The sequence below is a fragment of the Microcystis panniformis FACHB-1757 genome (assembly GCF_001264245.1).
Taxonomy (GTDB): Bacteria; Cyanobacteriota; Cyanobacteriia; order Cyanobacteriales; family Microcystaceae; genus Microcystis; species Microcystis panniformis.
On record NZ_CP011339.1, the window covers coordinates 1,187,024 to 1,211,754 of the forward strand.

22 protein-coding genes and 3 pseudogenes are annotated in these 24,731 nt (G+C 44.4%); 3 read left to right on the top strand and 22 right to left on the bottom strand.

From position 1 onward, the window contains the following. Positions 1-252 precede the first annotated feature (252 nt). A complete protein-coding gene (locus tag VL20_RS05800) occupies positions 253-1,392 on the bottom strand; it encodes a SpoIID/LytB domain-containing protein (protein WP_052275897.1) in 1,140 nt (379 codons plus the stop codon). Between VL20_RS05800 and VL20_RS05805 the strand changes: the two genes are divergently transcribed. Together VL20_RS05805 and VL20_RS05810 are read left to right on the top strand one after the other, a co-directional pair. After that, a complete protein-coding gene (locus VL20_RS05805) occupies positions 1,391-1,600 on the top strand; it encodes a hypothetical protein (RefSeq protein ID WP_043995539.1) in 210 nt (69 codons plus the stop codon). The two genes, VL20_RS05800 and VL20_RS05805, sit on opposite strands and share 2 nt — an antisense overlap. 180 nt (positions 1,601-1,780) lie before the next feature. Then, on the top strand, positions 1,781-2,872 hold the full coding sequence (locus VL20_RS05810; RefSeq protein ID WP_128575398.1) for an ISAs1 family transposase: 1,092 nt from the start codon (positions 1,781-1,783) through the stop codon (positions 2,870-2,872). Between the two features lie 355 nt (positions 2,873-3,227). Here the strand turns inward: VL20_RS05810 and VL20_RS05815 are convergent, their stop codons facing one another. The 5 genes and pseudogenes from VL20_RS05815 to VL20_RS05840 all read right to left on the bottom strand — a co-directional run bounded on the left by VL20_RS05815 (position 3,228) and on the right by VL20_RS05840 (position 6,593). Next, positions 3,228-3,620: a Coq4 family protein gene (locus VL20_RS05815; RefSeq protein ID WP_128575146.1), complete on the bottom strand. Its 393-nt coding sequence runs from the start codon at positions 3,618-3,620 to the stop codon at positions 3,228-3,230. 289 nt (positions 3,621-3,909) lie between these two features. Next, positions 3,910-4,410, bottom strand: a pseudogene (locus VL20_RS33605) (type II toxin-antitoxin system PemK/MazF family toxin). 2 nt (positions 4,411-4,412) lie between these two features. Further along, entirely contained in the window at positions 4,413-4,643 is a 231-nt protein-coding gene (locus VL20_RS05830; protein ID WP_128575148.1) for a hypothetical protein, read from the bottom strand. A 92-nt stretch (positions 4,644-4,735) separates the two neighbouring features. Continuing rightward, positions 4,736-5,819, bottom strand: a pseudogene (gene psbA / locus VL20_RS05835) (photosystem II q(b) protein). A gap of 591 nt (positions 5,820-6,410) precedes the next feature. After that, complete coding sequence (locus VL20_RS05840; protein WP_052275901.1) at positions 6,411-6,593, bottom strand: hypothetical protein; 183 nt, start codon at positions 6,591-6,593, stop codon at positions 6,411-6,413. A 122-nt stretch (positions 6,594-6,715) separates the two neighbouring features. Between VL20_RS05840 and VL20_RS27405 the strand changes: the two are divergent. Next, positions 6,716-7,565, top strand: a pseudogene (locus VL20_RS27405) (IS630-like element ISMae21 family transposase). 452 nt (positions 7,566-8,017) lie between these two features. On the opposite strand, the gene VL20_RS05855 reads toward VL20_RS27405, so the two are convergent. From VL20_RS05855 to VL20_RS05925, 16 genes are all read right to left on the bottom strand, one after another. Next, positions 8,018-8,587: a Pvc16 family protein gene (locus tag VL20_RS05855; protein ID WP_052275902.1), complete on the bottom strand. Its 570-nt coding sequence runs from the start codon at positions 8,585-8,587 to the stop codon at positions 8,018-8,020. Further along, positions 8,584-9,246 (bottom strand): YkgJ family cysteine cluster protein, encoded by a 663-nt coding sequence (locus VL20_RS05860; RefSeq protein WP_170863894.1) that lies wholly within the window; start codon positions 9,244-9,246, stop codon positions 8,584-8,586. The genes VL20_RS05855 and VL20_RS05860 overlap by 4 nt, the downstream gene beginning before the upstream one ends. A gap of 30 nt (positions 9,247-9,276) precedes the next feature. Then, on the bottom strand, positions 9,277-11,433 hold the full coding sequence (locus VL20_RS05865; RefSeq protein WP_052278393.1) for an AAA family ATPase: 2,157 nt from the start codon (positions 11,431-11,433) through the stop codon (positions 9,277-9,279). 84 nt (positions 11,434-11,517) lie between these two features. Then, positions 11,518-11,739, bottom strand: a complete 222-nt coding sequence (locus tag VL20_RS05870; RefSeq protein ID WP_052275903.1) for a hypothetical protein — start codon at positions 11,737-11,739, stop codon at positions 11,518-11,520. 103 nt (positions 11,740-11,842) lie between these two features. After that, on the bottom strand, positions 11,843-12,457 hold the full coding sequence (locus tag VL20_RS05875) for a hypothetical protein (RefSeq protein ID WP_052275904.1): 615 nt from the start codon (positions 12,455-12,457) through the stop codon (positions 11,843-11,845). Between the two features lie 86 nt (positions 12,458-12,543). Then, the gene (locus VL20_RS31595) at positions 12,544-12,708 is read right to left on the bottom strand and encodes a hypothetical protein (RefSeq protein ID WP_002793099.1); all 165 of its coding nucleotides are present in this window, start codon (positions 12,706-12,708) and stop codon (positions 12,544-12,546) included. Further along, a complete protein-coding gene (locus tag VL20_RS05880; protein ID WP_002793098.1) occupies positions 12,705-13,052 on the bottom strand; it encodes a hypothetical protein in 348 nt (115 codons plus the stop codon). The genes VL20_RS31595 and VL20_RS05880 overlap by 4 nt, the downstream gene beginning before the upstream one ends. 162 nt (positions 13,053-13,214) lie before the next feature. Then, positions 13,215-13,643 (bottom strand): hypothetical protein, encoded by a 429-nt coding sequence (locus VL20_RS05885; protein ID WP_128575149.1) that lies wholly within the window; start codon positions 13,641-13,643, stop codon positions 13,215-13,217. Between the two features lie 9 nt (positions 13,644-13,652). Further along, complete coding sequence (locus VL20_RS05890; protein ID WP_052275906.1) at positions 13,653-16,106, bottom strand: hypothetical protein; 2,454 nt, start codon at positions 16,104-16,106, stop codon at positions 13,653-13,655. A gap of 58 nt (positions 16,107-16,164) precedes the next feature. Further along, the gene (locus VL20_RS05895; protein WP_052275907.1) at positions 16,165-16,932 is read right to left on the bottom strand and encodes a phage tail protein; all 768 of its coding nucleotides are present in this window, start codon (positions 16,930-16,932) and stop codon (positions 16,165-16,167) included. Between the two features lie 40 nt (positions 16,933-16,972). Then, positions 16,973-18,490, bottom strand: a complete 1,518-nt coding sequence (locus tag VL20_RS05900; protein WP_052275908.1) for a baseplate J/gp47 family protein — start codon at positions 18,488-18,490, stop codon at positions 16,973-16,975. A gap of 54 nt (positions 18,491-18,544) precedes the next feature. Then, entirely contained in the window at positions 18,545-22,033 is a 3,489-nt protein-coding gene (locus VL20_RS05905) for a putative baseplate assembly protein (protein WP_052275909.1), read from the bottom strand. Positions 22,034-22,058: 25 nt separating this feature from the next. Continuing rightward, entirely contained in the window at positions 22,059-22,451 is a 393-nt protein-coding gene (locus VL20_RS05910) for a GPW/gp25 family protein (protein ID WP_052278394.1), read from the bottom strand. A 13-nt stretch (positions 22,452-22,464) separates the two neighbouring features. Beyond that, on the bottom strand, positions 22,465-22,866 hold the full coding sequence (locus tag VL20_RS05915; protein WP_052275910.1) for a PAAR domain-containing protein: 402 nt from the start codon (positions 22,864-22,866) through the stop codon (positions 22,465-22,467). 34 nt (positions 22,867-22,900) lie between these two features. Then, the gene (locus tag VL20_RS05920) at positions 22,901-23,554 is read right to left on the bottom strand and encodes a phage baseplate assembly protein V (RefSeq protein ID WP_052275911.1); all 654 of its coding nucleotides are present in this window, start codon (positions 23,552-23,554) and stop codon (positions 22,901-22,903) included. Continuing rightward, positions 23,551-24,618 carry a phage late control D family protein gene (locus tag VL20_RS05925; RefSeq protein WP_052275912.1) on the bottom strand — a complete coding sequence of 356 codons (1,068 nt, stop codon included), beginning with the start codon at positions 24,616-24,618 and terminating at the stop codon, positions 23,551-23,553. Before VL20_RS05925 ends, VL20_RS05920 begins: the two co-directional genes overlap by 4 nt. Between the last annotated feature and the right edge of the window lie 113 nt (positions 24,619-24,731).

Consider the following 24,731-nt stretch of genomic DNA (forward strand, 5'->3'; position numbering starts at 1 on the left):
AGTCAAAAATTACAAGTGAGATCAGACATTATCTCATAATCAGTTATCAGTGATCAGTGATCAGTGATTAGATGAACGTAGGTTGGGTTGAAGCATGAAACCCAACGCCCGCTCATGTTACGCTACCGCTAACCCATCCCACAAATAATTGTGCCTCCCTACTTAGCCTAACCAATTAGGTTTTAGATTCAATCCTTGTTATCAGTTCACTCTTTACTGTTCACTGTTCACTGGAAATGGCTGACAGCCTTTTTAATTGGGCATTTCAGTTAAACGAGCATTTTGATAATAATGGCTGAGAATGCGATCATAAGTCACCCCTTGGTCAGCGAGGGAAAAAGCACCCCATTGACTTAAACCGATCCCATGACCGAAACCGCGACCATTGATGGCAAAAGTACCGTTATTAGCTGAAATCGTGAATAGGGTACTACGCAGCTCGAGTATTCGCCGTAATTGGGTATCAGAGATTAATTTAGAGCCTTGATCGCCCACTATACGCATTCTAATCACCCGTCCGTGGGGAGTGATCCTTTCGGGAGATAGCGATCGCACGCGACCGATACCACCGATTAAACGGCCTAATTCCCCGGCGCTAAAGTTTTTTGACCATTGGAATACCGGGGCGACTTGATCGTAATCGACGACACCGCGCAGGTAGGGTAAGGGGGAATTCCAAACATCTTCGACATTTTCCGTATGACCCCCGGAGGAGGAGTGAAACACCGCTAGAATCGGTTTGCCGTTGAAACTCATAATTTGTCCGGCGGTGGCATTAACTGCCTCATGGGTGCTAGTAAACTCGCTTTCTAGACCCTTATAAACTTGGGTGCGGGTGGTAGTATCGAGATCGTAGATGCGATTACCAGAAGTATTCATTTGGTAGAGAGCATAGGTGCGCGCCGCCACAGATTGGGCTTTTAAGGCCTCTTGCGGCCAGGAGGGAATCGCCTCCGCACCGACTACACTATAGAGATATTCCTCTAAATCGACTAAATTTAGGGCTGTCACCCCAGAACCCTGCCGAATGATCCTTGTTCGTCCTCGATACCAGCGATCATTAATCCAGACGTAACCATCATTCTCCGGTTCGATGATCAATTGACTGGCCTGCCAATCGGCCAAACCCACCGCTTTTCCTCTGGGATTAGCATTGAGGGCATTCATGGCGGTCAATTCTCCTAGGACTCTGCCAGCCCCATCTTTCACCACAGCATCGGTGGAACTGCCCACGGAGACGGCGCTAACACCTTTACTGATAGCAATGCGTAACTCGACAGCAGCTTGGACTGGAGCAATAATCAAAGCCCAAAAAACTAGGACGAGCCAACTATGGGCAGGCAGGCGCTGCAGGTAACTGCCCAGCAGTCTTGCTGTGTGTTTATTGGTCATGGGGATCGGACTCCTCACACAATCGATCGATAATCAATTTTACCCGGACTGGGATTTTTTTGCTACTCCTGTTCGGAAAAATTTTTCCTCCGTCACTTTTTCCCGATTGTCTGACAATTTTTCTGTCCTCTGGCCCCTGAATCGGCAAATTGCCTTATTTTGTCCGATTAATCGGGATTTATTCGGGTTAGTCGATTATTTTAAGTAGGTAGGCGTTAAAAATTATCAGATTTCCCCCCTTAATCGTAGGGTTGATTCATGAATCAACCCTACTATGAATCAACCCTAGGATTAAGGGTAGGGCTGTTTCATTCTCCCATCAGAATATCAAAAGTAAAAGCGATCACTATCAGGTAAAATGAGAAGTGACCGCCAACTTTTTAAATATATGTTGAGCTTAATAGAAAAACTAAAACAAGTCAAGGACTTTCGGAAAGATAAAGGAAAAAGACACCCTTTATGGATAGTATTAGTAGTAATAATACTAGGAACAATGCTAGGATACTCAGGTTATAGAGAACTAGGAGAGTTTGCTAAAAATAATCGGCACAGGCTGAGTAAAGAATTTAACATAATTCCAGAAAGAGTCCCATCCTATTCAACAATTAGAAGGGTAATGATGGGAGTTGACTGGCAGAGTTTGTTAAAAATGTTTAATGAATGGGCATTACAAGAATATGGACAAAGAGATGATATAAATTGGCTAGGCATAGATGGAAAAAGTCTCAAAAACACCCTAAAGAATCCTAACAATGAACAACAAAATTTTATCATGTTTATCTCATTGTTTAGTCAAGAAAGTGGCTTGGTATTACACTTAAAAAGAATCGAAAACAAAAAAGGGTCTGAAATCGACGAAGGGCAAGCTATAATTGAGGATTGCTCTCTCCAAAATAAAGTTTTTACTGGGGATGCTTTACACTGTCAGAAGAAAACAATCAGCTTAATAGCCAAGACTAAAAATGACTATGTTATCACCGTTAAAGGAAATCAGAAAAATCTTTATCAGCGAATACAAGACCTGAGTAATTCCTCAAAGCCAGAAAGTTTTTTTCTTGAACAAGATAATAGTCATGGACGAAAAATATCAAGAAAAATAGAAGTTTTTAAAGTGAGGAAAAATGAAAGAAAAGGGTTTGAAAATCTGCGAAGAGTTATTAAAGTAGAAAGAAGGGGTAGTCGCGGGGATAAAACCTATGAAGAAACAGCTTACTATATCAGTAGCCTAACCGAATCCGCCGAAGTATTTGCTAAAATTATTCGAGGACACTGGAAAATAGAAAATCAGTTACATTGGGTAAAAGATGTAATTTTTGAGGAAGATAAAAGCGAAATTAGTGATTTTCAAGCGGCCAGCAATTGGTCAATTCTCACAACCATAGGATTGAATCTTTTCAGAGGTTTGGGTTTTCTCTCAATCACAGAGGGACAGAGGTGGTTAGCTGAACGTTGGGAAAAACTGATAGTTTTATCGACGTAAGAAGCAGAAAAATTAGCTAAATTAACAGGATGTACTCTCAGAAAATTTGAAGAGAGATAGGCTTTTAGTGGCTTGGGAACAAGCTTTATCAATTTATTCATAATAAATTTGGCAGAGGATTAAAGATTAGTTATTGTGACTAACTATTTTGATTAGAAAAAGATAAACTTGAGAATCTTCAGTCAAATTTATTGACTCAAAATTAGCTGTACTTAATTTAAATGAATCAACCCTAGGATTAAGGGGGGATCCCCCCGCCTATCGGCACCCCCCTTATTAAGGGGGGCAGGGGGGATCAAAGACAAAATCTATCTTCAACTTAATTATAACCACTTACTTAAGTAGTCCAGCAAAATTAATTTTCTAGGTTCGAGTGGACAATCGCCAATTCTTGCCGCCAAACTAGCAAGGATTTCTCCCAAGCTAGTTCCCATTTTTGCGCTAAAAAAGGTCGAGTATTTTTGCCCAAATTATAGGCGATGACAATCTCTTCCCAGAGAGAGCCTAAGGAAAGTGGGGAAGAAAATAAAGCTCCGAATAATCCCCCTAAAAGTAGGACAATAGCTAGAGGGCGACGACTTTGACTTAATTCAAAAGCTTTCAGTTGCAATTCTCCCATAACATCAACACCAAAACCCGTTACTATATGCCAGATATCGTGAGTTTGCCGTAGGCGAAGCAGCAGATAATCTGTATCGGAATTGACTTGAATAGACCGATAAAAATTAGGATCAAAATTGAGACTAATTAGGTGAGTAGCATAATGATAACCGGCTCTTCTGGTTTCTGTGTGGAAACGAGGTCTATACCGATAGTTTCTTCCGCAAAATAGTCCTAAAAGTTTTGCCCAATAAGCACTTCAGGGTTCCATAAGCAAAAATTATCACACAAAGTCGAGAAGAGCCGATAACCTAGGGAATCTTCTGGAAGTTTTAGCAAGGTTTCTAAACAGGGACTAGCGGCTAGATATCTTTGGGCAATTATTTGAGCGGTAGCTTGATCGCTTTTTTTATAATTTTATATTTTATAACACCCTATTATTCGAGTTCTTGAGGTTCAATAACCAACTTAATTCCCTGAATAATTAATTTGATTTTTTCCCGAGAAAGTCTTCCGATAGACTCCGTTAAAAGACGCTTATCAACCGTGAAAACCTGTGAAACATTAACAACACTGGATTCAGGTAAATTCCCTTCACCCTCATTCAATAAAACATTCCCAATAAATAGGGCTCTTCTGGTTTCTGTGTGGAAACGAGGTCTATACTGATAGTTTATTCCGCCAAATAGCACTAAAAGTCTTGCCTGATAAGCATTTCACGATTCCATAAGCAAAAATTATCACACAAAGTCGAGAAGAGCCCCAATAGCTTTTGCTCGTCTCAAATTAGTTGTTAATGGACACACAATAACCGTACCAATTTGTGACTGATTCAGAGCATCATTTGGCACCACAACACAAGGACGAAGATAAGCAGGTTCAGAACCTTGTGGTTCTCCTAAATCAATCCAATAAATCTCTCCTTGAAAAATCGTCATATTTACTCAGATAATTGGCGTTGATGATGGCGTATTCCCTCTAACATTAAAGTTTCTGATTCGTCCAATCCATCACTATAAGCTTCATTCCAACTATCTATTAATGCTTGTTTAGTTTTTTTTTGATTATTCAATCCTAATTGTTGATGTAACTGCTCCAATAACCATTGTTTATCTTCAAACGAAAAATTTCGTAACTTTTGTTCCAGTTCAATAATTTGAGGGGATATCATAAAATTAACTCCATTTAACATTGAGCTATATCATAATTCTAACAACAAAAAAGCACCCCCTCGCGGGAGTGCCTTTTCATTCAGACTAGGAATTAACCATTGATAGCAGGAGCGGTTCAGAGCCACAGGAGCCTGTTCACCACTAGCTAAGTCTAAGGGGAAGTTGTGTGCATTGCGCTCGTGCATTACTTCCATACCGATACCAGCGCGGTTTAACACATCGGCCCAAGTACCGATTACACGACCTTGAGAATCGAGAATCGACTGGTTGAAGTTGAAACCGTTGAGGTTGAACGCCATGGTGCTAACACCCATTGCCGTAAACCAGATACCGATTACCGGCCATGCACCTAAGAAGAAGTGCAGAGAGCGGCTGTTGTTGAAAGAAGCGTATTGGAAGATTAAACGTCCGAAGTAACCGTGAGCGGCAACGATATTGTAGGTTTCTTCTTCTTGACCGAATTTGTAACCGTAGTTCTGAGATTCGATTTCAGTGGTTTCACGCACTAAAGAAGAAGTTACTAGGGAACCGTGCATTGCACTGAACAAGGAACCGCCGAACACACCAGCAACACCTAACATATGGAAGGGGTGCATCAGAATGTTATGTTCTGCTTGGAACACAAACATAAAGTTGAAGGTTCCAGAGATTCCTAAAGGCATACCATCAGAGAAGGAACCTTGTCCGATGGGATAGATTAAGAATACAGCAGTTGCGGCGGATACAGGTGCAGAGTAAGCTACACAAATCCAAGGACGCATTCCTAAACGGAAAGACAGTTCCCACTGACGACCGAGGTAGCAGAAGACACCTAGTAAGAAGTGGAAAATGACTAACTGGTAGGGACCACCGTTGTATAACCACTCATCTAAGGAAGCTGCTTCCCAGATGGGGTAGAAGTGGAGTCCAATTGCGTTAGAAGAGGGAACAACTGCACCAGAGATGATGTTGTTTCCGTAGAGTAGGGAACCAGCTACAGGCTCGCGAATACCGTCGATATCTACAGGAGGAGCGGCGATAAAGGCGATGATGAAGCAGGTGGTGGCGGTGAGCAGGGTGGGGATCATGATGACACCGAACCAACCGACATAAAGACGGTTGTTGGTGCTGGTAATCCACTGGCAGAACTGCTCCCACAGGGAAGCGCTCTCGCGCTGTTGTAGAGTGGTGGTCATTGGTTTATGATTCCTATTAAGTTATCGAGGTACGATTGATTGATGATGTTTCTATCTTAGAGAGTTTGTAACGGTTTGTAAAGGGGTTTGACAAAAGTATTTCTTGTCGGAATGATAAGGTGGGCTTATGTTCGGTTAGTTGGTCGAAGCGATCGATTTGCCGACAATAAACTCATCGGAAATTTTGGGTCTGAAACCCCGCCGTTCTAGGTTGGCTTTACGTTAGAATTAAAAGGCCAGTCTCGAAAACCAAGTGGACGGCGCAGCACCTTGAAAACTCGGCTTAGGGGGTTCCGACCAGAAAAGCTTGGCCGGGTAAAAAGTCGCGCGCAACAAGTACAAGAAGCTATAGGCGGTCAACGTACCGTGGGACACACGGAATCGGGCTTCTGAAATGGGGCGAAAGTCTGTGGACTCTGTGTAAGACAGTACATGGTTTTTTAACTGTGGTATGCGACGGTGGTGGAAGCAGAAACTTAAATCGTGAGGTTTAGGAATCGCCGCACTTTTAGGGCGGCGAGGATGTCAAGAAGCACCTTTTCCTTTGAGCGAGAGAATGCGATCTGGCGTAGCGAGCGCTTTGCGTTCGCTCTACTTGGTGTTGTTTTTGGCCCGTTCGATCTTGCCTGCGATCGCATCCAACCTGGCTTTGATTCCGGTCATCCATTGGTTAAACTCGGCCGACTGCCGGTCGATAGCTTCCTTCCGTTCCCTTATCTCTTCGGTTGTTTTTTCGTGGGCTTCTAACCGGGTATTTAATTCTTCAATCATCATTGCCTCAAGTATCTATCGATTCTTTGCGGCAGGGAACTTGATATATATAGTCATTTCAAATAAGTGTGAGACGAGGGAAAAATAAGGTAAAATAAAGGGAAACGAGCAACCCATACAGAAAAATGTCTTATAGCCTAGACTTGAGAAAAAAAGTAATCGATTATGTAGAGAATGGGGGAAGCATAACCAAAGCCGCCGCTCTATTTAATATAGGAAGAGCGACGATATATAGATGGCTAGGTAGGGAAAAACTGGAAGCAACAAAGGTAAAACACCGTCAGAGAAAGCTGGACTGGAAAGCACTGTCAAAAGATGTCCAAGAAAATCCCGAGGCAAGATTAAGAGACAGAGCCGAGAAATTTGGAGTGAGACCAAGTGCCATTTGCTATGCCTTAAAAAAAATGAAAGTTACCAGAAAAAAGAAGGAACTTCGTTATAGAGAAAGAAACCGAGAAGAAAGAATGAAATACTACAGAGTGCTGAGAGAATTGATTAAAATATATGGAAGTGAAAGCCTTGTATTTATTGATGAGTCAGGGTTTGAAGAATTTCAAGCCTGTTTTTATGCTTGGTCAAAAAAAGGGAAGAAAGTCTTTGGAGATAGACAAGGAAAACGAGGAAAAAGAGAGAACCTTGTCGCTGGTAGAAGAAAGGGAAAAAAAGACTTTATTGCACCGATGGTATTTACGAGAAGCCTGAATGCCGAAGGTTTTGAAGGGTGGTTATCTTTATATTTATTGCCCTCTCGCACCCATAACATCAGTATTAATTATGGATAATGCACCAATTCATCGGAAGACAGTCATTAAACAACTGGTAGAGGAAGCAGGTCATCAGGTCGTGTTTTTGCCAAAATACTCTCCTGATTTAAATGATATCGAACATGATTTTAGTGCATTAAAGAGGGCAAGAATGTATGCTCCTGTGGGGACACCCCTTGATGAAATTATTCGTACTTATTGTGTCGCCTAGCGTCTCGTTCTTATTTGAAATAACTATATCTGTCAAAAAATAATGCTTCTACACAAGTTCTCTATTTAAATAAGAGAATTTTATCTGATTTTTTTCAAAATGAGAATTGCTGCTCTTATGGAGTAAGCCTTCAAGCTATCGCTAACTAACAGAAACCCGGAATTTGAGTTTTTATTAGAAAAAAAGTTAGCGTTCCCTTGTCAAGCAAGGGTTTCAGAACCTAGATTCGGTTAGGGATTTCCGAAAGTCCCTCCAAGAGCATTATACTAAATCCGTTGAGTAACGCACAGAAAACGGGTTTCTCGGAGAAACCCGTTTTCTACTCATGCACTCATGCAAAACGGAGAATAAATAATCAGTTTTTAATAACTGGATTTAGTATTATTTGTCCGTTTTCATAGATAGCTTCGTATTGCATGGGTTGAGTGGCTGTTCATCATTAGCTTAACTACCTACTTTGGCTCGACTTTGAGAACTTTTTCTGTTACCAAACGAACCTCAACCGCTGTAAAGGGTTCAACTGCAACAGTCACCATGTAGCTGATTCCCGCTTTCATCCGTCCGTCAAGCGCCCCCCAAAAATCCCAAGCATTCGGGGTGCGTTCGGGTTGAGAAACCCAGGCGCGGAGAGGTAGAGATTGATTGGCTATTTGCCCCTTGAGGACTTCCGTTGGCAAAATTGGATAGCTCAATAAGGTCTGCAAAATACTGCCTAACAGTCGATGTTCGTCGGCGACATCGGTTGTCCAAACGGTGATTAGATAGGATAAATCAATACGAGTGGGGGCAATTTTTTCGGTTCCTGTTCCTGTGGTTCCGTTGCGGGAGAGATAGCGCTCATTGCTGCGTAACTCGTGATTCTCGCGGATGTCGTAGAGAAAACAATTAATTGTAGGCTTATTCGGCTTGGGATTCCAGTCGTCTTTGTTCGGCACTTCAAACTTAATATCGATCGCGTTAGGATCGAGAGGCACTTTTTGCACCAGCAATTCTTTAAGCGTATCGTCGAGATCGTGGATCATTGAATTTCACCTCCTGGAAGTTCCATTTCTGCTGCACTCAAGTTGTGGGGCCAGTTTGGCTCGTTCAGCTTGGGATTGACAATTTTATTTTCAAAGTCGAGCCAGATGCGCCTGTCGTTGCGGCAATCGTAGGCTCGGCAAGGGATGGGGCGCTGGGAATGCACCGTACAGCCTAAACCTTGGCGATCAAAGTGGTGGCAATAGCCGTCCGCACCTTTGGCAATAACATAAGGTTGGCTCAACTCCCAGCGGATGACTCCTTCTTCGATGTCTTGGCGCGACAGGGGAAAAACCATTTTGCAGCAGGCAGCCTGGCACAAATGTACCCGATTTTCGCAGTCAATGGCGACGGGTTGGGAAAAGGTATATTTATCTTGTTCTGGTTCCTGCAAGGAAACGCCCGGATCTTGCTGCAGGAAACGTTTGAGCAGTCGTTGGGCTACCTGCTTTTTCCTTGTGTCAATTTCGTCAAGATCGAGTAAGCCTTTTTCTGTCAGCAGTTCGATGAGCGCATAGACGAAGGAGGCGGCTTCCAGGGTGCGCCCTGCCGTGGCATTTGTGCGTGCATGGAGATAAGTTAGGCCCTTTGCCACCTCATGGTGTCGGGCAAGGTCATCAGGCATGGCTGGATTAATCCCGGTTTGGCTTTCTTGATCCATGATACTTGGCAGAACAATGGGCAAACCAACTTACTTTTGTTTAAATGGCAAAAACTCCTCCTCCCCAATCAGTCTTCCCATCTTCTGAAACTCCCGCTTGGTTGCTTGCAGCAGATGTTTCATCGTCACACACTGGCTCTTTTCTGCGGCGAGGAAGGCAGCCGCCAGGGCGATGTTGCGAATATTACCTCCTGCCAGCTTGAATTGCCGCGCCATGCCTTCGAGATCCACATCGGCTGCCAGGGGTGTCTGTTTGGGCCAGATGCGCCGCCAGATTTGCAGGCGGTAGTCCGCTTCAGGAAAGGGAAACTCGACAATGAAACGGATGCGCCGAGTGAAGGCTTCATCTAGATTCTGCCGCAAATTGGTGGTTAGGAGCGTCACCCCTTCGTATTCCTCCATTTTCTGCAACAGATAGGCAATTTCAAGATTAGCGTAGCGATCGTGGGCATCCTTAACCTCGGAGCGCTTGCCAAAGAGAGCATCTGCTTCGTCAAATAAAAGGATGGCATTGGCACTCTGGGCGGCGGTAAAGATCCGCTCCAGGTTCTTTTCCGTCTCGCCAATGTACTTGCTGACTACTTGGGAGAGGTCGATCTGATAGAGGTCGAGGTGCAACTCCTGGGCGATGACCGCCGCCGCCATTGTCTTACCCGTACCAGGTGAGCCAGAGAAGAGGGCATTTAGCCCTTTACCGAGGGAGAGTTTCTGCTCGAAGCCCCACTGACCGCAGACGAGGTGATGGTATTTGACCTGATTGCAAATTTCTTGGAGTTGAGTCAGTCCCTCGGGCGGGAGGATCAGATCGGCCCAGGTGGAGTGAGGGGAAATTTTGCGGGCGAGGGAAGTCAGGGCTTGACCTGAGTGGGCGCGAGCAGCAGCAAATAGATCTTCTAAGCTTAAGGAATGAGGGGGTTCCTGGGATGCCTGGGCCGCCTGCCAGCGAGCCTGGTGCTGGGCTGAGGCGACTGCATCGCCAATTTGTTCAGGAGTGAGGCGGAAACGGTCAGCGAGGGTATCTAACTCCTGGGCCGGTCGGCTAATGCCAGATTGGGAGAGATAGGCTTGCCAGTTGTCCCGACGTTGGGCAAAGTCAGGTAGGGGAAAGGAGACGGGAAGAATTGTGCGGGTGGAGCCTGGAATGTCTGACAGGGTTGGCCCTCCTCCTCCGAAGATGGCGATACTGGGAAATTGGGCGATCGCCTGCAATAGGCGCTGATAGTTGTTTATCTGCTCTTGGGAACCCAGTGCGTCGATTCCCTGGAGATACAGCACCGCATCTTGAAACTGGGCTTCTCGCAAGAGCAGGGGCAAGATTGACTCTAGCTCGGTTTTCGCGGCGATCGCTGTGGCGATGTCTGCTACTAGCAGCTTCATGCCTAACTTGAGGGCGATCGCTTCTGCTGCTTGGCGCTTTCCCACTCCCTGGGGACCGTGAAAGTAAAGGTGTAAAGGCTGATTGGCTTGTTTCGCCTGGAGTGCCAAAGCGTTTAGCGCTTGCTGGATTTTGGCATCTAACAACGGTGACGACCGTTCTCCCCTGGGGCCTACTAGCTCACAGAATGTTGCCAATCGGGAGTCGAGTCCCTCCTGTCCCAGCAGGTAGCGGACTAGCTGCTCATCAGGCTTGAGGTAGCAAGCAAGTAAGGGCGGCTGCACCTGATGGGGGTCGGCCAACAGATGGAGCAGTCGATGGCGGAGTAGGGGCGCTTCTGGGGCAACCCTAGACCTTTGCCACAGCTTGGTTGGGGCTGAAGAACACAGCAGGTTGAGGGCGAGATCTACTGTGGGTCGCCTGCGAGTTACGTCGTCCTGGAGGTAGGCGTAAAGCCTTTCGTAGCGCAGGTCGAGTTCGGGAGCGAGGGCAATCACGAGTAGCGCTAGGTCGAAGACGGACAGGTCAAAGGTTTGCTTGAGCCAGGCTAGGCGGGATGCTTTGTCGGCTAACTCAGAAAAGGATGGCTCCCAAGCTTCTCCTCCAAGTTTCAGGACAGGCTCTCCTGGCTGGCGCACTAACATTTGCTCTACATCTTCCTGCGTGAGATAAAGACCTTGATAGGCTTCAGTTGCTGGGTCTTTGGCATAGGTTGCTTGAGCGGCAACTACTGCTTTTTCTAGCAGTTTGTCTAACCACTGCAAAGCTGGTAACAGATTTTCCAACCATGCCTTACTAGCTTCGATAACCATGATAAAAGCCACAGAGAAACAGAGGACACGGAGTTTTTTTATTTAGGTTTTGCATCATGGCAGTTTTTTTGAATATTAATTACTTCAGTTGGTTTGAGTGAGAGGTTCTACTATTTCAACAACGTCAAGGTTTTCTTCTTCCTCAGTTTTAGCGAGTAACTCTTCTAATACTTGAATAGCGCCACTGATGCGAAGCATGGTATTTCTTAGATTGAGTCCTTGTGTTTCTAAATCAGCTAACATTTTTTGACCAGACTCATATTCTGCTTTGAGTTGTTCGAGGCGTTCTTTGATTTGTTTTTTCATAGGAATAATGCGTTGAAAAAATTTGCTTTTAACTTAAATCATAACATAAAAGCTGATTTTGCAATGGTTTGGCAGATTAATTATCGCCGATTTCATAAATTATCTACTCTCCTAGATCTTTATTGATGATAGCATGGTATAAGATGCCTAAAATTTTGTTGATGTCTTTAATGTAATACTCACTCAAATCAATCTGAACGGTTTGACCTACAAGTTTTAAAAATCTCCAGATAGTTCCAATTGTCACGACTCCGTAAATGACAGAAATTTCATTACCTTCCTGTTGGTTAAAGATTTGAGCGGCGATTGCTTCAGCAATACACTGACCAAATCCTGAGTTTAAGTTTTCATTTTTCGCTTCAACAATTGTGACAATCGGCTGACGAATAAATAACTGTTCTGGATTTTTACTGATAATAAAGTCGCAAATACCGTTCAAGCCTTGGCTGAAATCTACAGTAAAATCAACTCCAGAAAATAGACTAATTTGGTGTTTTAATTTTCTTCGCAACTCTAATAAGACAGGAGCAATAATCATTTCTGAACGAGCTTTTTCGGTGTTGATAGCTACTGCTAAATCGACTGTTTCTTGGAGAGTTGTTATTAAATATTCACTACCCTCTACTTCTGGGATGGAGGCGAATAATTCAGAGTTTTCCCGAATGGTTAAATCAAAAAGTTTTACTAATTCATCTAACTTGAAATTGCTATAAACCATTGACACTCACCGCCTTTTATTGTTCAAATAAAATTCTGATAAACACCACAGAGACACAGAGGACACGGAGTTTTTTTGTTGCTGATTCAGTGTTCGCTCTGTTGTTTTGCTTCCCTAAGTTCTCGCATTCGCTGTTGATATTTTAAGGCTACTTCTGTTGATATTTCACAAATTTCTCTCGCTTGTTGTTCAGCAATTTTGAACTGTTCTAGCATGGCTAATAAGGTTTTTTCATCGGGCAGTTTTTTCATGGGTTATTTCCTAAAAAATCAATAAGTCTTTGCAAGCGGATTTTTTCTTCTATGATTTTTCCTTGCAACATTCCCAAATCTTCTCCTGCTTCTTGAATTAATTCCCTCGGCACGTCTTCATCAGAAATAGTATCAATAGTGGTTTGGATTTGTCGTCTTGCTGTTTCTAGGAAAAACAGAATCGTGTTAAGATAAGCAAAATACTGCATTAGTATAACATTTTCTGGGAAATAAGACAATAAGCTTCTAAGCAGATTAATTCCTTGTGCTGCTTGTTGTTCAATTTCGTTTAACTGTCGATCAAGTTGATTGATGAGAATTTGGATTTTTGGGGGAATGGACATAGTTATCGGGACTCTCCCGTATTTGTGATACAAAATCTTATTATTGGTAACAATAAGAAACACCACAGAGACACAGAGGACACGGAGTTTTTTTTGTTGCTGTGTTAGTTCACTACTGGACTAGGAAAAGCTAAAATTCAAACTGAAATTGTTCATCAGAGTTTAAGCATTAATTTTTTCGTTGATTTTTCCTTCTAATTTTTTAATGATTTTATAGAGTTCTTGCGTGGCAGAAATATGAAGCATTGACAAGGCATCATAGTCAACAACATGAAAATCATCTACTTCTCGACCGTACACAAAAATATCGCCTGTGTAGTTAAGGGAAATTTTGAATTTATCGGTTTTGATGTCTTCAACGGTAAATAATTGGCTGTCGTTGTCATTCCAGAAGATTTTAACTTTATCCCCAATCTTTAAATTATGATTGTTTAATGTCACCCAGTTTTCTTCAATAATGGCAAATTCCAAAATATCAGGAACGGTATCAACATAGGTTGACACTGCTTGGGGATAAACGGTAACAATTGCTTGTCCGAAGGTAGGGTTAAACATGGCTTTATCACCAGTGATGAGAATGAATTCAGTCATAGATTAATATCATCCTCCGGCCCTAAAGGTAATCCCATCTAAAGAAACCCACACATTACTTCCTGATACTACTGTAACTTGTCCATCAGCAAGAATATCAACCCGACCAATTGTATTAAGATTGGTTTGAACTGCTTGAAGTTCTCGATTGGAAGGTCTATAACCAACAGGAAGCGTAAAAATAGTAGTATTGTTAGTACCATTCTTGACTAACCCTCTGAGGTGAACTATTCCCAAACTATCTTTGAAATATCCAGCAGGATTATAGGTGGTATCATAATTTGTCCAACTATTCATAAATGCTGGGACTATCCAGGCTTCCTCGCTGTTAAAGTTGTTAAAGTTAAATGATAGCTGACTAAAAGCATAGCCCGTTTTTAAATGAGCATTAGGACCTCGATAAGCTTGTAATACTTCTATACATTTTGATTCTCCTTTAATAAAAAACAGTGCATAAGAAACACGATACTCTGCGCTAAAGGCTTGTTTCCCATTAATCGCATCCAACAGAGTAGCTGCTGAACCACCTCTGGGAGCCTTACTTAAAGCATCATAGCTGGCAACAGCTACTAAATCTCCAGCTGCGGCATTAGAGTTAACCCAATCAGCCCAATTATTCCAATTTGTCTTATCTCCATATACATCGTGATTCGCCTTACGTCTATAAGCACCACCTGGGTTGAGAATTATCGTATTCAATCCACGTTGTGTTGTCAGCCCAAAATCAAAGTTGGCAATCTTTAAAAATGTAATATTTCCCTCTGTTGACTCAAAGGCTGATCCTCTTAAATAGATATCATATACATCAATAATTTTATTAGCCGATAAATTAGGAATACGAGCAACATTTAATGTTCCTGTAGCAATATTTGTCGCATCAATTGTCCCCGTAATTGTACCAGTTACTTTTAAATCACCATTGATCTCTAACTTTGTACCTGGGTTTGTTGTTCCGATACCAACATTACCATCTTTGATAACCATTTGTACTGCTCCACCACCAGGATTGAGTTCCTCGTCATTATGGGAACCACCTTTATACCAAGCAAAGTTTGCATCGCTACGAAAATATTGGGTCAAATTTTGTACGCCAATTCCATAGCCAGTTGACCATAAATTAAGCATTTGACGCACTTGTGAACCAAAACTAACTGAACCTGTTACGGTGAGATTATTTTGAATTGTCAGCGCCCCCGTCATCGTATCCCCGGCTTTTTTCACGACTCCCGTTAAGGTTGAACCATCTCCGAGAAATGAGGTAGCTTGGACACTGCCATTAACCTCCAATCTTTGGGTAGGAGGGGCGGTGGTGGCAATACCGACGTTGCCAGTAACTGTCAGGTTGCCCCCTGAAAACTTGAAATTAGCTCCATTCTCGGCAACAAACCGAAACTCCTTAATGCCGTCATCTCCTGCTTGAATATATCCATAGCGCTTAAGATCTTGATCTGCTCCGCTCTTACTGTGATACCAATTAATGAAAGGTGGCTCAGGATTTTTACTCTCAAAGGAAGCTATCAAGCCGTATTTACCACCACTTTGACTAATTGTCAGCGCCCCCGTCATCGTATCCCCGGCTTTTTTCACTGCCAAATTGATGGCAGTCGTTACCTCGCTATCCCGGGCAATTGCTGGGTCAATTCTCGCCTCACTAATCACCCCCGTACTCGCATTAATCTGAGTAACAAGGCGGTTCGTTCCTCCCTGGTTATCGATTTGGGCGGCGGTTGTTTGGTGGGGGTTATTGGTGTTAATGGTGTGAGTATCCAACTTAGTCCCATCAGCAGAAACATCCCGACCATCCACTGTCCCAGTCACTTCCAGCTTACCAGTAACTCTCAGGTTACTTTGTAAATCGGCGCGTCCGGCGGCTCCTAAACGCATCTTGGACCATTGGGACGGATCAACATTAGGATCGGTTAAAGTGAGACTACGGGCTTCTAAATCGCCAGCAACGACCCCAGCAGCACGCCGCCGATTAACTCCCTCTCCTTCATCGGTGGCTGTAATTTTGCCCTCAGAGTTCACTGTCACCCGCCCCAAGATCAATTGCAGACTCAATTGATCAGCGGAAGGGGGATTTTCACTTATCTTAATGGTGGGGATTTCTTGTACGCGGGTAAAGCCTTCCACTCCCGTTTCATTCGTCTTATCGACTTGCTCATACTCGTGGGCGATAGTAACATAGACCGTTTTATTAACAAAGCCAGATAAATCTTTATCAGCTTTCTCCACTAGCACAATCTCTCGTCCCTTACTGTCAATCGCCATGCCTTCAGCAATTTCTATCTGGGACGAACCAATAGTATATTGTAATTTTAAGCCATCGGCGATGCCCCAAGTGTGGAGATTCTCATTGTGTCGCCGTCTCATCTCTAGGTGATAGGTTTGTTCCTCAGTAAAATCGGGGGCTCGCAGGAATTGCCCGTTAAAGTAATTTAAGCGTTTGATTGGGTTAGCCATCTTTCGTCTCCTTGGGTAAGTTTAGATTGCAGTACAGATAGTGTTAGGTCGGTTATCTTCAAAGCGGATCTAAAAGAGTATCGATGCCTACAGTGGAATTAACATCAATCCGAAATACAGGCGTTACTACTGTAATCGGTTGGCGATAGTCAGTGTGAGCTGGTTTTTGTAAATCGACAATAGCGGTAACAATCTCTTGCTGTTGCTTGCGCCGTTCAGGATTGGCCGTTGGCAAAACAATTTGCACCCAAAAGAAGAAGGGAGCGCCACCATCAAGGATGGTATCTTTACCAATGGTAGCATGGACACCTACCTGAAATGGCGCGTTCAGTTCATTGACCTGCACACCAACATCAGATGTCGTCTGTACCCCCGTTTGGGTATAAATAATTAAAGCCTCTTCTAAACCGCGTTTGGTGCCTCGCAGCCGATACAATTGAGTTGCTCTAGCAATCAATAGTCGTTTCTTATTTTCTTCCCAATCATCCCGCAGAGTCAAGGCTACCCAACTAGCCAGCCAAGGTAAGAAATCCCTAGTAGTGTGTTGAGATGCGTTTAAGTTTGCTCCTGGCTCAAAATACCGATAAACTCCTGCTAACTGGGTTGTTCCGCTACCATCAGTGATGTTTCCTCCCCCCAGAATTTCTTCTAGACCCGGTTGAGGAACTTCTGAAGATACTTCTCCTAAACCAAGGAGGATTCTTTCAAAAGCCAGTAGAAAGCGACCGAGAAAATTCGGCTGGTTAGCTTCACTATCTTCTTGAAAAATAGCCGGTAGGTAATTTAGTAAAATACTCGCCTGTCCAGTTCTTTCATTAATTGTCATAAAATCCTCTCCAGAAAAAATTGTTTGATCACTTACTCGCTTAACCAGTAATAGCTGAATCCACCTCAACCTGCGATCGCAAATCAATCACTTCTCCTGCTTTGATTAACAGCCATCCCCCTTTTTGGATGCGATCGCCAGATAATTCAATAGAAGTAACCTGATTAATAGCCAAATTTAATTCTTCAAAAGAACCTGTTTCAACATACGAAGTAACCTGATTAATAGCCAAATTTAATTCTTCAAAAGAACCTGTTTCAACATACTTGGAATTTTCTAAGCGCAAGCTACTCATTTTGATTGTTTTAGCGGCGGTAACTTCAATTTTCATGGCAGTTTCACCATCCGGGTTTAGGTCGCGAATTGTTGGATATAAAGGATGGAAGAAAGCTCGAGTTTGGCTTTTAATTTGCCGCCTCAGTAAGTCGGGATTGGCTCCCGAAGCAGCTCTAACTTTAATGGTTAACTGCACTACCAAAAAATTAGCACTAGGTGCGATCGCTATCTGGTCTAGTTTGAGGCGGTTTGCCGGCAGATAATGGTCATACAGTTCCAGTCCAATCGGTTCCCCCCGATCATTCCAGAGGGTTTCTGTTGCTAGGCAATGTTGATCTTCTGGCTGGCACTCGCTGACAAGTAGAACGTCTGTTAAATAATCAATTCCGTCAATTTTTTCTAGTAATTCATACACCTCCGAGACGTGAACATCTCGACTAAAAGGCCAGTTTTCCGGGTCAAGGAATTGCTGCATAGCTTTGACGATGCCGTTGCTGACTGTCTCAGTGAGTACATCAGAGCGACGAGCAACGAGAATTTCCACACTGATAGGAGTATAGGTCGGACCGACAACCGACAGGCGAGTAGTGAGGATAGACCGTTGCTGAAGATATCCCTGAAGTGCATCTCGTAGTAGAGTCGTTGGTTGGGGTCCTAATTGATTGGCACTGTCACTATCTTTATCAGGTAGAATCAGAACACTAACATAGTTAGGTTTACTTTGCTTCTTTTCTTCTTCCCTCCCTGCTCCTAAATAGCGTTGCGGAACACAGTAAGCGCGTTTAATTTTTTGGCTCACTTTTGAGGGTAAATTTTCTTCTTTTACCTCTAAATTAGTAGTATCCCACCATTCTTTGCAGCGGTCTTTAAGAGATTTTTCAAGTAATTTGTCCGCCTTTTCTTCTTGCTGCATCTGCACTAACCAGATGTTAAATTTTTCCTGACTTAGGGTTTCGTAATCTTCAGCCGTTATTGCTCGATATTCATCCCGCAAATTTAAAACAGCATCCTGGATTTCTTGTGCTAAATCCTGATTTTGCTCGGCAACCCAATCAGGTCCATTAAGCAACCGCAAAAATGTTCGCAAGTTATCATCAGTTATTCGATTTTGCCGATACAGCAACATTTCCGTCAAGTAGGCCAACATTTCAATCAGGGTAATGCCTGGATCGGAGGGATTATAATTTGTCCATTCCGGGGCGTAGTTAGGAATCAGTCTGAGGGCTTCGGCAACAAGATCCTCATAAGTGCGGTCATCTAAGTTAGGCAATTCTAAAGGCATGGTAAATAATTCACAATTTAATTAATTTTCAATCTTCAAAAACTGCAAGCTTCCTCAAGATTCCTCAAAAAATAGGCTGATGGTGTGAGTACCAGAATAGACTAAGAAACGGCCGGTCTTTCTTATCGCCTCAACCTCCTGAGAAACCCTGCCATCATCGACCAGGAGGCGGCGAATATAACTGACCCCCGGGACGGCTTCTAATAGGGCATAAAAATCGGATTTGTAGGGTTCGCGTCCAAAATCCCAGCCATTGCCATCTAATCCGCCCGTCAGGGGGTGTAAAAATTGCTCTAGGGTTGCTTTAACTGCTTGTTCGACAGCACTGGCTCCTTCGAGTGAACTCAAAGCAATTTCGACATTAACGCTTACTGGGATATAAGGAGGCCCAACCACCAGAATCTCGACAGTTGGACAAGCACGCGCTCTGAGAAACTTTTCAACTCGGCTAATCAGTTCCAGACTTGGTAGAGGCTTGAGCGCCTCAGAGCGCGGTACGATGATGATGCTGGTTGTTCCCCGTCTAGGTGCTTGCTCAGGTGGATCTCCTAGCCAATGTAGAGGTAGGCATTTCGCCCTTGCCACCTCTGGGGAAGCCAGTTTTGCTAAGTCTTCGTAATCTTCTAGGGTGACGGCGCGATCGCGGTGACGGATAGTTTCAGGGAGGCGATCGCGCAGGGATTCCAGGGTCTCTGCTTCTGCTCCACCCACCGCCGCTTGTAAGTTGGTCACTTTCTCGATGTAGGGAACTGTGGTCTTCAGTTGCACAATACTATCAACAGGTTTATTCCCCGCTTTGCCACCGCCTGTCTGATACCGCGCTATCCTTAGATTACCAGTTCCCAGAGGCGGAATCAGCCCGTTGCGTCCGTTACCAAACCGAATTTTGCCCGTAAGCTGGTCGAGGACGTAGTGGCGATCGCGGGAACTTGAGCCATAAAAATCAGGAACTTGCTGCCATTGTACCCAGACTTCTCGAGAATTGGGAGTTGGGGTAATCGGGTTGCTATTTCCTGGCAGTTTTAGTCTCTCTAGCTCTAGTTCTGAAGGTTTTTCTGGTTCTCTGACCTCTAATTGTGGGTTTTGCAGGACGGGAAAGCGAGTCGTTTGGAAAATTTGATTTTCTGACCCGTTACTAGAACCTAAAATTTCCTTGACAATCGTGAGCGTTTGGCTGGCAAAAGTTGTATTGAGGGCAAGGTTGATGATTCTAGGTTCAATGAGATAGTCTCCTGTTTCCCACTGTACCCGTAACCAGTAACGTTCCGATAAGTCAAACTCGGCTTTAGTTTGACAGTCAGCCGGAACCAAGAATTTAATTAATCCTGAAAGGGTGAAATTTTCGCTGCCATCATCGACCGTAAGTTTGGACCAAGCTTGTCCATTCCAATATTGCCAAGATAACCGGACTGGCGACATTGGCGGTAGTTGGTCTGCCACAAAAGTTTCTAAAGTAGCAGTATAAATAGTAGCAAAAGTATCAGGACGGCTCAGGCGGAGGAAAGCAATATCTCGGTTTTCCTGATTGAGATCTTCGGGAATAGTAATCTGCACTTTTAAGGATTTTATTTCCCCAGGAGCAAGAGTAATTGAAGTCCCTTCCTCTGAGATTGTCGTCTCCCAATTATTGCCCCAAATTTCCACTCGCCAAGTGACTGATTGCTCCGTATCATTTGTTACCCATATAGGATGGGTGACTATTCCGGTTGTCGCAACTTGACGACTGTAGGGAGGAGAAAGAGGGATAAATTTTTCCCCATATTTCAAGTCTGCTAAGGAGACAAAAAGACTCAGAGGACGATTGGGAAATTTGGAGCGATTTTGCGGGAGGGTAAATCCTAGATATAACGAAGGATGAGATTCTGTGAGGGCTTCAAAAGGAATAAATGGTTGTTCTTTCTGTTGAATGTAGGTAAAGTTATTGTAGGTTTGACAAGCAGAAAGGGACTGAGTAGCATTATATGTATAACTTAGGGTTAGGGATTTGAGCAAAGGGGGAGAAAGGGTGTTAGAAATTAACCATACTCCTGTCCCCACTGGATGAGGCGATTGTAGGGCTTCTGTCAAGGTCAGGCTATTATTTGAGGTATTAACAACCCCGATAGTTCGGACCTCCTGAGTGTTAGTTCCCGTGGCAATTTGGATGCGATCGCCTGGCATAAACCCCCGGCTACTGTTGACGATAATTTGCTCGGTGTTTTCCCTAATTTCTTGTCTGAGGGTAGTAAAAGTAGGGGGTTGAGAGGAAGTACCCGTGCCATAGTTTCCCCGAACAATCCGCACGCGAATCCAATAATTATTCTTGCCATTAACTTCACCTAATCCTATCTGATTGGGCAAAGTAAAAGTGATTGAACCGCTTTGGCTGAATTTGGCAGTTGCTAGACTACTGGGAGTTACCAATAATGGCTGCCAAGCCTTACCATCCCAAGTATCGAAGGCTAATTCAACTTCATTTTCGCTGTTGACGGGGACAGTTTCATTGAGGGTGATGTTGACTGTTACCCTAGCTCCGGCTTTGGAAAAGACTTCCTGACTAGCTAGGTAGAGTGTGTCACTGAGGCGGGGGGTTTCGCCAAAGGGAGAGAAGTCTTTAGTTAGGTCGAGGGGTGAAGAATTAATAAAACCGAGATCGGGTAGTAAATTCGACTGATTGACCCTAACACTAGCAGTGATAGATTGAATACTTGGTAAGGGGTCAGATCCGGCGGTAAAAGGCTGATTGAGCGCAACTTTCAGCCAGGACGCTTCTACGCCATTGATGATTTGTTTAACGGGAACGGGAAAGTTAGGAATTGATACTTGCCAACTTTGGTTATTTTCTGAGATATTACTGACCAATTGACTGATTTGCCGCCAATCTTTACCATCCCAATAAGACCAAGTCAAGGGGAGTCCTGCTAACCTCTGAGCCTCCTCAGATTGAATTGTTAAGGTGACAGTTTTAGCAACTGGTAGGGTGAATAGGTCATCGCAAGCTAAGTACAGGCTGTGTTCGACTCCCGCATCGCCATGAAAGACAAAACCCGCAGTTGCAGTTTTGGTCGTCAGCCACCCAGTGCGATCGCTCCAGGTATCCTGCTGCGGCTCCCGCACAAATACGGAGGTGAGTTGAGCGGCGGTAACTACTAATTCCGCTTCTGTTTCAAAGATGACTGGGGCTTTTTCCCCTTCCGCTGGGGGAGCGGCTACCTGAGTTCCCACTGGAACCACTACATCCACTGTAGAGCCAGCCGCCAAAGAAAAGGTCAGGGGAGTGCGAGCGGCTTGAGGTGGGAGGCGGGAGGCTCCTAACAAGTCCAGGAATGCCAAGAAATTCTTGTCCGGGACTTGGTTCAAGCGCTCGATGATAATTTCGGCAAAGCGGGCAAAGGTGCCAATCAAGACGGCACTGATAGTCCCCTTTTTCGGCAGTCTCTTGCCTGTTACTGGATCTATTTCAGATTCCTGCCAAGTGGGTGCATATTCAAGCAGTAATTCCTGCAACTGCTGGGTAATCTCAGTTGCTGTGCGCTTGTCAATTTTCGGGGCTGATTTAACCATTGAATTATGAATTATGAATTAGGAATTACATTCTTTCTAAATAAAACGGATAGACGAGATTAAAAACGTTATTACTTGCTCGCACCTGATAGTCAATACTGATGAGCAGTTTTTCTCCGTCGCTGTCGGATTGGGAAATAACTTGAACGTCTAGTACATCAATGCGAGGCTCGAACAAGAGCAAAGCTTCTCGCACTTGTTGGGAAATTTTGCCAGCGGTGGCTGCCGTATTCATTTCAAAAACGAGGTCGTAAATCCCGCAGCCGAAATCAGGGCGCATCACGCGCTCGCCCTTAGCCGTTCCCAGAATGATCCAGATGGACTGACGGACGCTTTCTTCGTACTTTGCCCATTTGAGCGCCCCCGAATCCACCTGAATGGGGAATCCTACGCCAACACCTAAAAAAGATTTCTCCATCTCCATCCTCCCCTTAACCAATTAAGACAGTACCGACAGCAATAACCTGTCCTACGGGCAAATCGGCTGGATCATTGCACGTCTGGGCTGTATCGCTGTTACGCGCTGCCATCTTACCGTTGATCTTGACGGTTGGGCTACCGATTTTAATGGTGGCTTTGTTGGCGGGAGGGTTCTGGAATGCCGTACCAGGAGGGGTCGGGATATGGGGCGGAGTGTTGTCTGCCGTGCTGTCCACGGTGGCGGCTGCCATCCCCATAATCTTGACATCTGCACTGAGGTTGCCGTTGATGATGCCAATAAAGGGGTGGGGAAGGGGAGTCGGAACTGGTGGTCCCGGCGGTGCTGGCACCATGATAATGTGGGTGTCGGTGGCAATAATTTGGTCGCCTTGTTTAGCTGCGGGTTGTCCCATAATGGATTTTAGATTTTAGATTTTAGATTTAAAACTAATTGAGGTTGATAGTTGCGCCTTTAAGATTCATGGTGGCGCTGGCTTTGATATCCATGCCTGCACCAGCTTCTATTTTGCTGTCGGCGGAAGACTTAATTTCGATTTTTTGTGCGTCTAGTTTGATCGTACCTTTAGTAGCAGAAATGGTAATGTCTTTGTCAGCAGTAATAGTAATTGTGTTATTAGATGTATCGAAAATTAGACTGTTATTGCCACTTTTATCGATAATCTCAATAGTTTCTTTGCCATCTTCATCATTGAGACGAATGGCATGACCGCTGCGAGATTTGATCAGCCGCAGGTTATTTTTCCCGTCGCTATTATTAGCTGGAGGTGCATCTTTGCCATTCCAAAGAACCCCCAAAACGTAAGGAAAACGCGGGTTTCCCTGCTCGAAACCTACCAGAACTTCATCATCTACTTCTGGGAGAAAGTAGATCCCTCTTTCTTTGCCGGCCATTGGGGCAGCAATTCTCGCCCAGTTGCTTTCATCTTCATCTTTATCGCTAAGCCAGGGAAATTTCAACTTGACTCGACCTAAGTTATCCGGGTCTTTATTGTTGGTAACTATACCTACGACCACTCCGAAAATACGACCGGCGATCGCTTCCCTAGTTTCCGTATCTACTGTCACCTCAAAGAGATTCATATTGCATTCCTCCGAATTGTAAAATAGGTGAAGTAACCGCGAGGTCCGTAGCGATGGCTGGCCGCGGTGACGTAATACAGTCCACTAAATCGCTGACCAATCCCATCGATCTCAATGACTTTACCGGCCCGCACTTGGGTATTACCCCGACAAATGCCTTGACCAGTAATCAATCCCAGTACCTCCCGATTAAATTGAGCTTTAGCAAATTGATCAGCTTCAGCTTGACTGGCAACGGGGCGATCGCTAATGCCTCCTATCCCCTCACCGAAGGCACTCTCACTAAGCTTGGCACCACTCGACTGTCCCCCCATCGTCGAGACTTCATCCCCTGCCTTAGCCTGTCCAAGAACTTTTTGCTTGTCCTTGGCACTCCAGCCGCGCACTGACACCTGGTTCACCTGTCCGAGAGAGGAGAGGCGGGGATAAAATTCCAGCAGGTTATCTTCCAGAGTCAGGGTTAAGACGGCGCTACTGGCATTCCCTACCGGACGGAACAAGAGGGTTTTGTCCTCTACTACTACCTCATACTGGAGCTGCCGCGCTCGTGCTTGCAAGAATTCCAGATCGGTCTGGTTAGCCTGCATAATATAGTCATGGGTGACTTGGCTATCTTCGGCTTTGGCAGTAAGTCCTCCTTCACTGGCAATTTGAGCGGCGATGTCGCTGTCTTTTTTCTGGAGGAAAGTACGAGTCTTGCGTCCTCTTTGTAGTCGGTGGCGGCGATCGTAACCGCGCACGATAAAGCTAGGCAGGCGATTGATCGTAAATTCTGGTTCTAATCCGGTAATTTCTCCCTTAATTAAGGTGGCCACTTGGCCCCCATAACCCAGTTTAACCTCTACTTCGGTACCAAGAGCAAAAAGAGCGTCATCGAGTAAGGAAATCTGACTATTCTGAGTTTCAAGTCCAGTCAGTTCCACTGTGAACATACTGGGTAGAGTCAGGTCATCCTCAACGGTGATGCTAATAACCTGAATTTCTGTCTCAATTGGCAGTGGTGAACCGCCAATTTTCAGAGCAAAACTCGGTAACAGCAAATTTGGCGTACTCGTTGTCGGCATTATCGATAATTCTCCTGATTTTAGATTTTAGATTAGTTTTTTCCCCGTTTTCTGTTCGCTGCCATATAACTCTGTCACCTGCCCAATTCCCAATTCATAATTCATAATTCATA

Bases quoted from the DNA above. Each gene is read 5' to 3' on its own strand.
- VL20_RS05880 (WP_002793098.1), bottom strand. From the start codon at position 13,052: ATGTCCATTCCCCCAAAAATCCAAATTCTCATCAATCAACTTGATCGA.
- VL20_RS05915 (WP_052275910.1), bottom strand. From the start codon at position 22,866: ATGGGACAACCCGCAGCTAAACAAGGCGACCAAATTATTGCCACCGAC.
- VL20_RS05910 (WP_052278394.1), bottom strand. From the start codon at position 22,451: ATGGAGAAATCTTTTTTAGGTGTTGGCGTAGGATTCCCCATTCAGGTG.
- VL20_RS05860 (WP_170863894.1), bottom strand. From the start codon at position 9,246: ATGGATCAAGAAAGCCAAACCGGGATTAATCCAGCCATGCCTGATGAC.
- VL20_RS05855 (WP_052275902.1), bottom strand. From the start codon at position 8,587: ATGATCCACGATCTCGACGATACGCTTAAAGAATTGCTGGTGCAAAAA.
- VL20_RS05905 (WP_052275909.1), bottom strand. From the start codon at position 22,033: ATGGTTAAATCAGCCCCGAAAATTGACAAGCGCACAGCAACTGAGATT.
- VL20_RS05805 (WP_043995539.1), top strand. From the start codon at position 1,391: ATGGGGATCGGACTCCTCACACAATCGATCGATAATCAATTTTACCCG.
- VL20_RS05895 (WP_052275907.1), bottom strand. From the start codon at position 16,932: ATGACAATTAATGAAAGAACTGGACAGGCGAGTATTTTACTAAATTAC.
- VL20_RS05925 (WP_052275912.1), bottom strand. From the start codon at position 24,618: ATGCCGACAACGAGTACGCCAAATTTGCTGTTACCGAGTTTTGCTCTG.
- VL20_RS31595 (WP_002793099.1), bottom strand. From the start codon at position 12,708: ATGAAAAAACTGCCCGATGAAAAAACCTTATTAGCCATGCTAGAACAG.
- VL20_RS05840 (WP_052275901.1), bottom strand. From the start codon at position 6,593: ATGATGATTGAAGAATTAAATACCCGGTTAGAAGCCCACGAAAAAACA.
- VL20_RS05830 (WP_128575148.1), bottom strand. From the start codon at position 4,643: ATGATATCCCCTCAAATTATTGAACTGGAACAAAAGTTACGAAATTTT.
- VL20_RS05800 (WP_052275897.1), bottom strand. From the start codon at position 1,392: ATGACCAATAAACACACAGCAAGACTGCTGGGCAGTTACCTGCAGCGC.
- VL20_RS05810 (WP_128575398.1), top strand. From the start codon at position 1,781: ATGTTGAGCTTAATAGAAAAACTAAAACAAGTCAAGGACTTTCGGAAA.
- VL20_RS05900 (WP_052275908.1), bottom strand. From the start codon at position 18,490: ATGCCTTTAGAATTGCCTAACTTAGATGACCGCACTTATGAGGATCTT.
- VL20_RS05870 (WP_052275903.1), bottom strand. From the start codon at position 11,739: ATGAAAAAACAAATCAAAGAACGCCTCGAACAACTCAAAGCAGAATAT.
- VL20_RS05890 (WP_052275906.1), bottom strand. From the start codon at position 16,106: ATGGCTAACCCAATCAAACGCTTAAATTACTTTAACGGGCAATTCCTG.
- VL20_RS05920 (WP_052275911.1), bottom strand. From the start codon at position 23,554: ATGAATCTCTTTGAGGTGACAGTAGATACGGAAACTAGGGAAGCGATC.
- VL20_RS05875 (WP_052275904.1), bottom strand. From the start codon at position 12,457: ATGGTTTATAGCAATTTCAAGTTAGATGAATTAGTAAAACTTTTTGAT.
- VL20_RS05885 (WP_128575149.1), bottom strand. From the start codon at position 13,643: ATGACTGAATTCATTCTCATCACTGGTGATAAAGCCATGTTTAACCCT.
- VL20_RS05865 (WP_052278393.1), bottom strand. From the start codon at position 11,433: ATGGTTATCGAAGCTAGTAAGGCATGGTTGGAAAATCTGTTACCAGCT.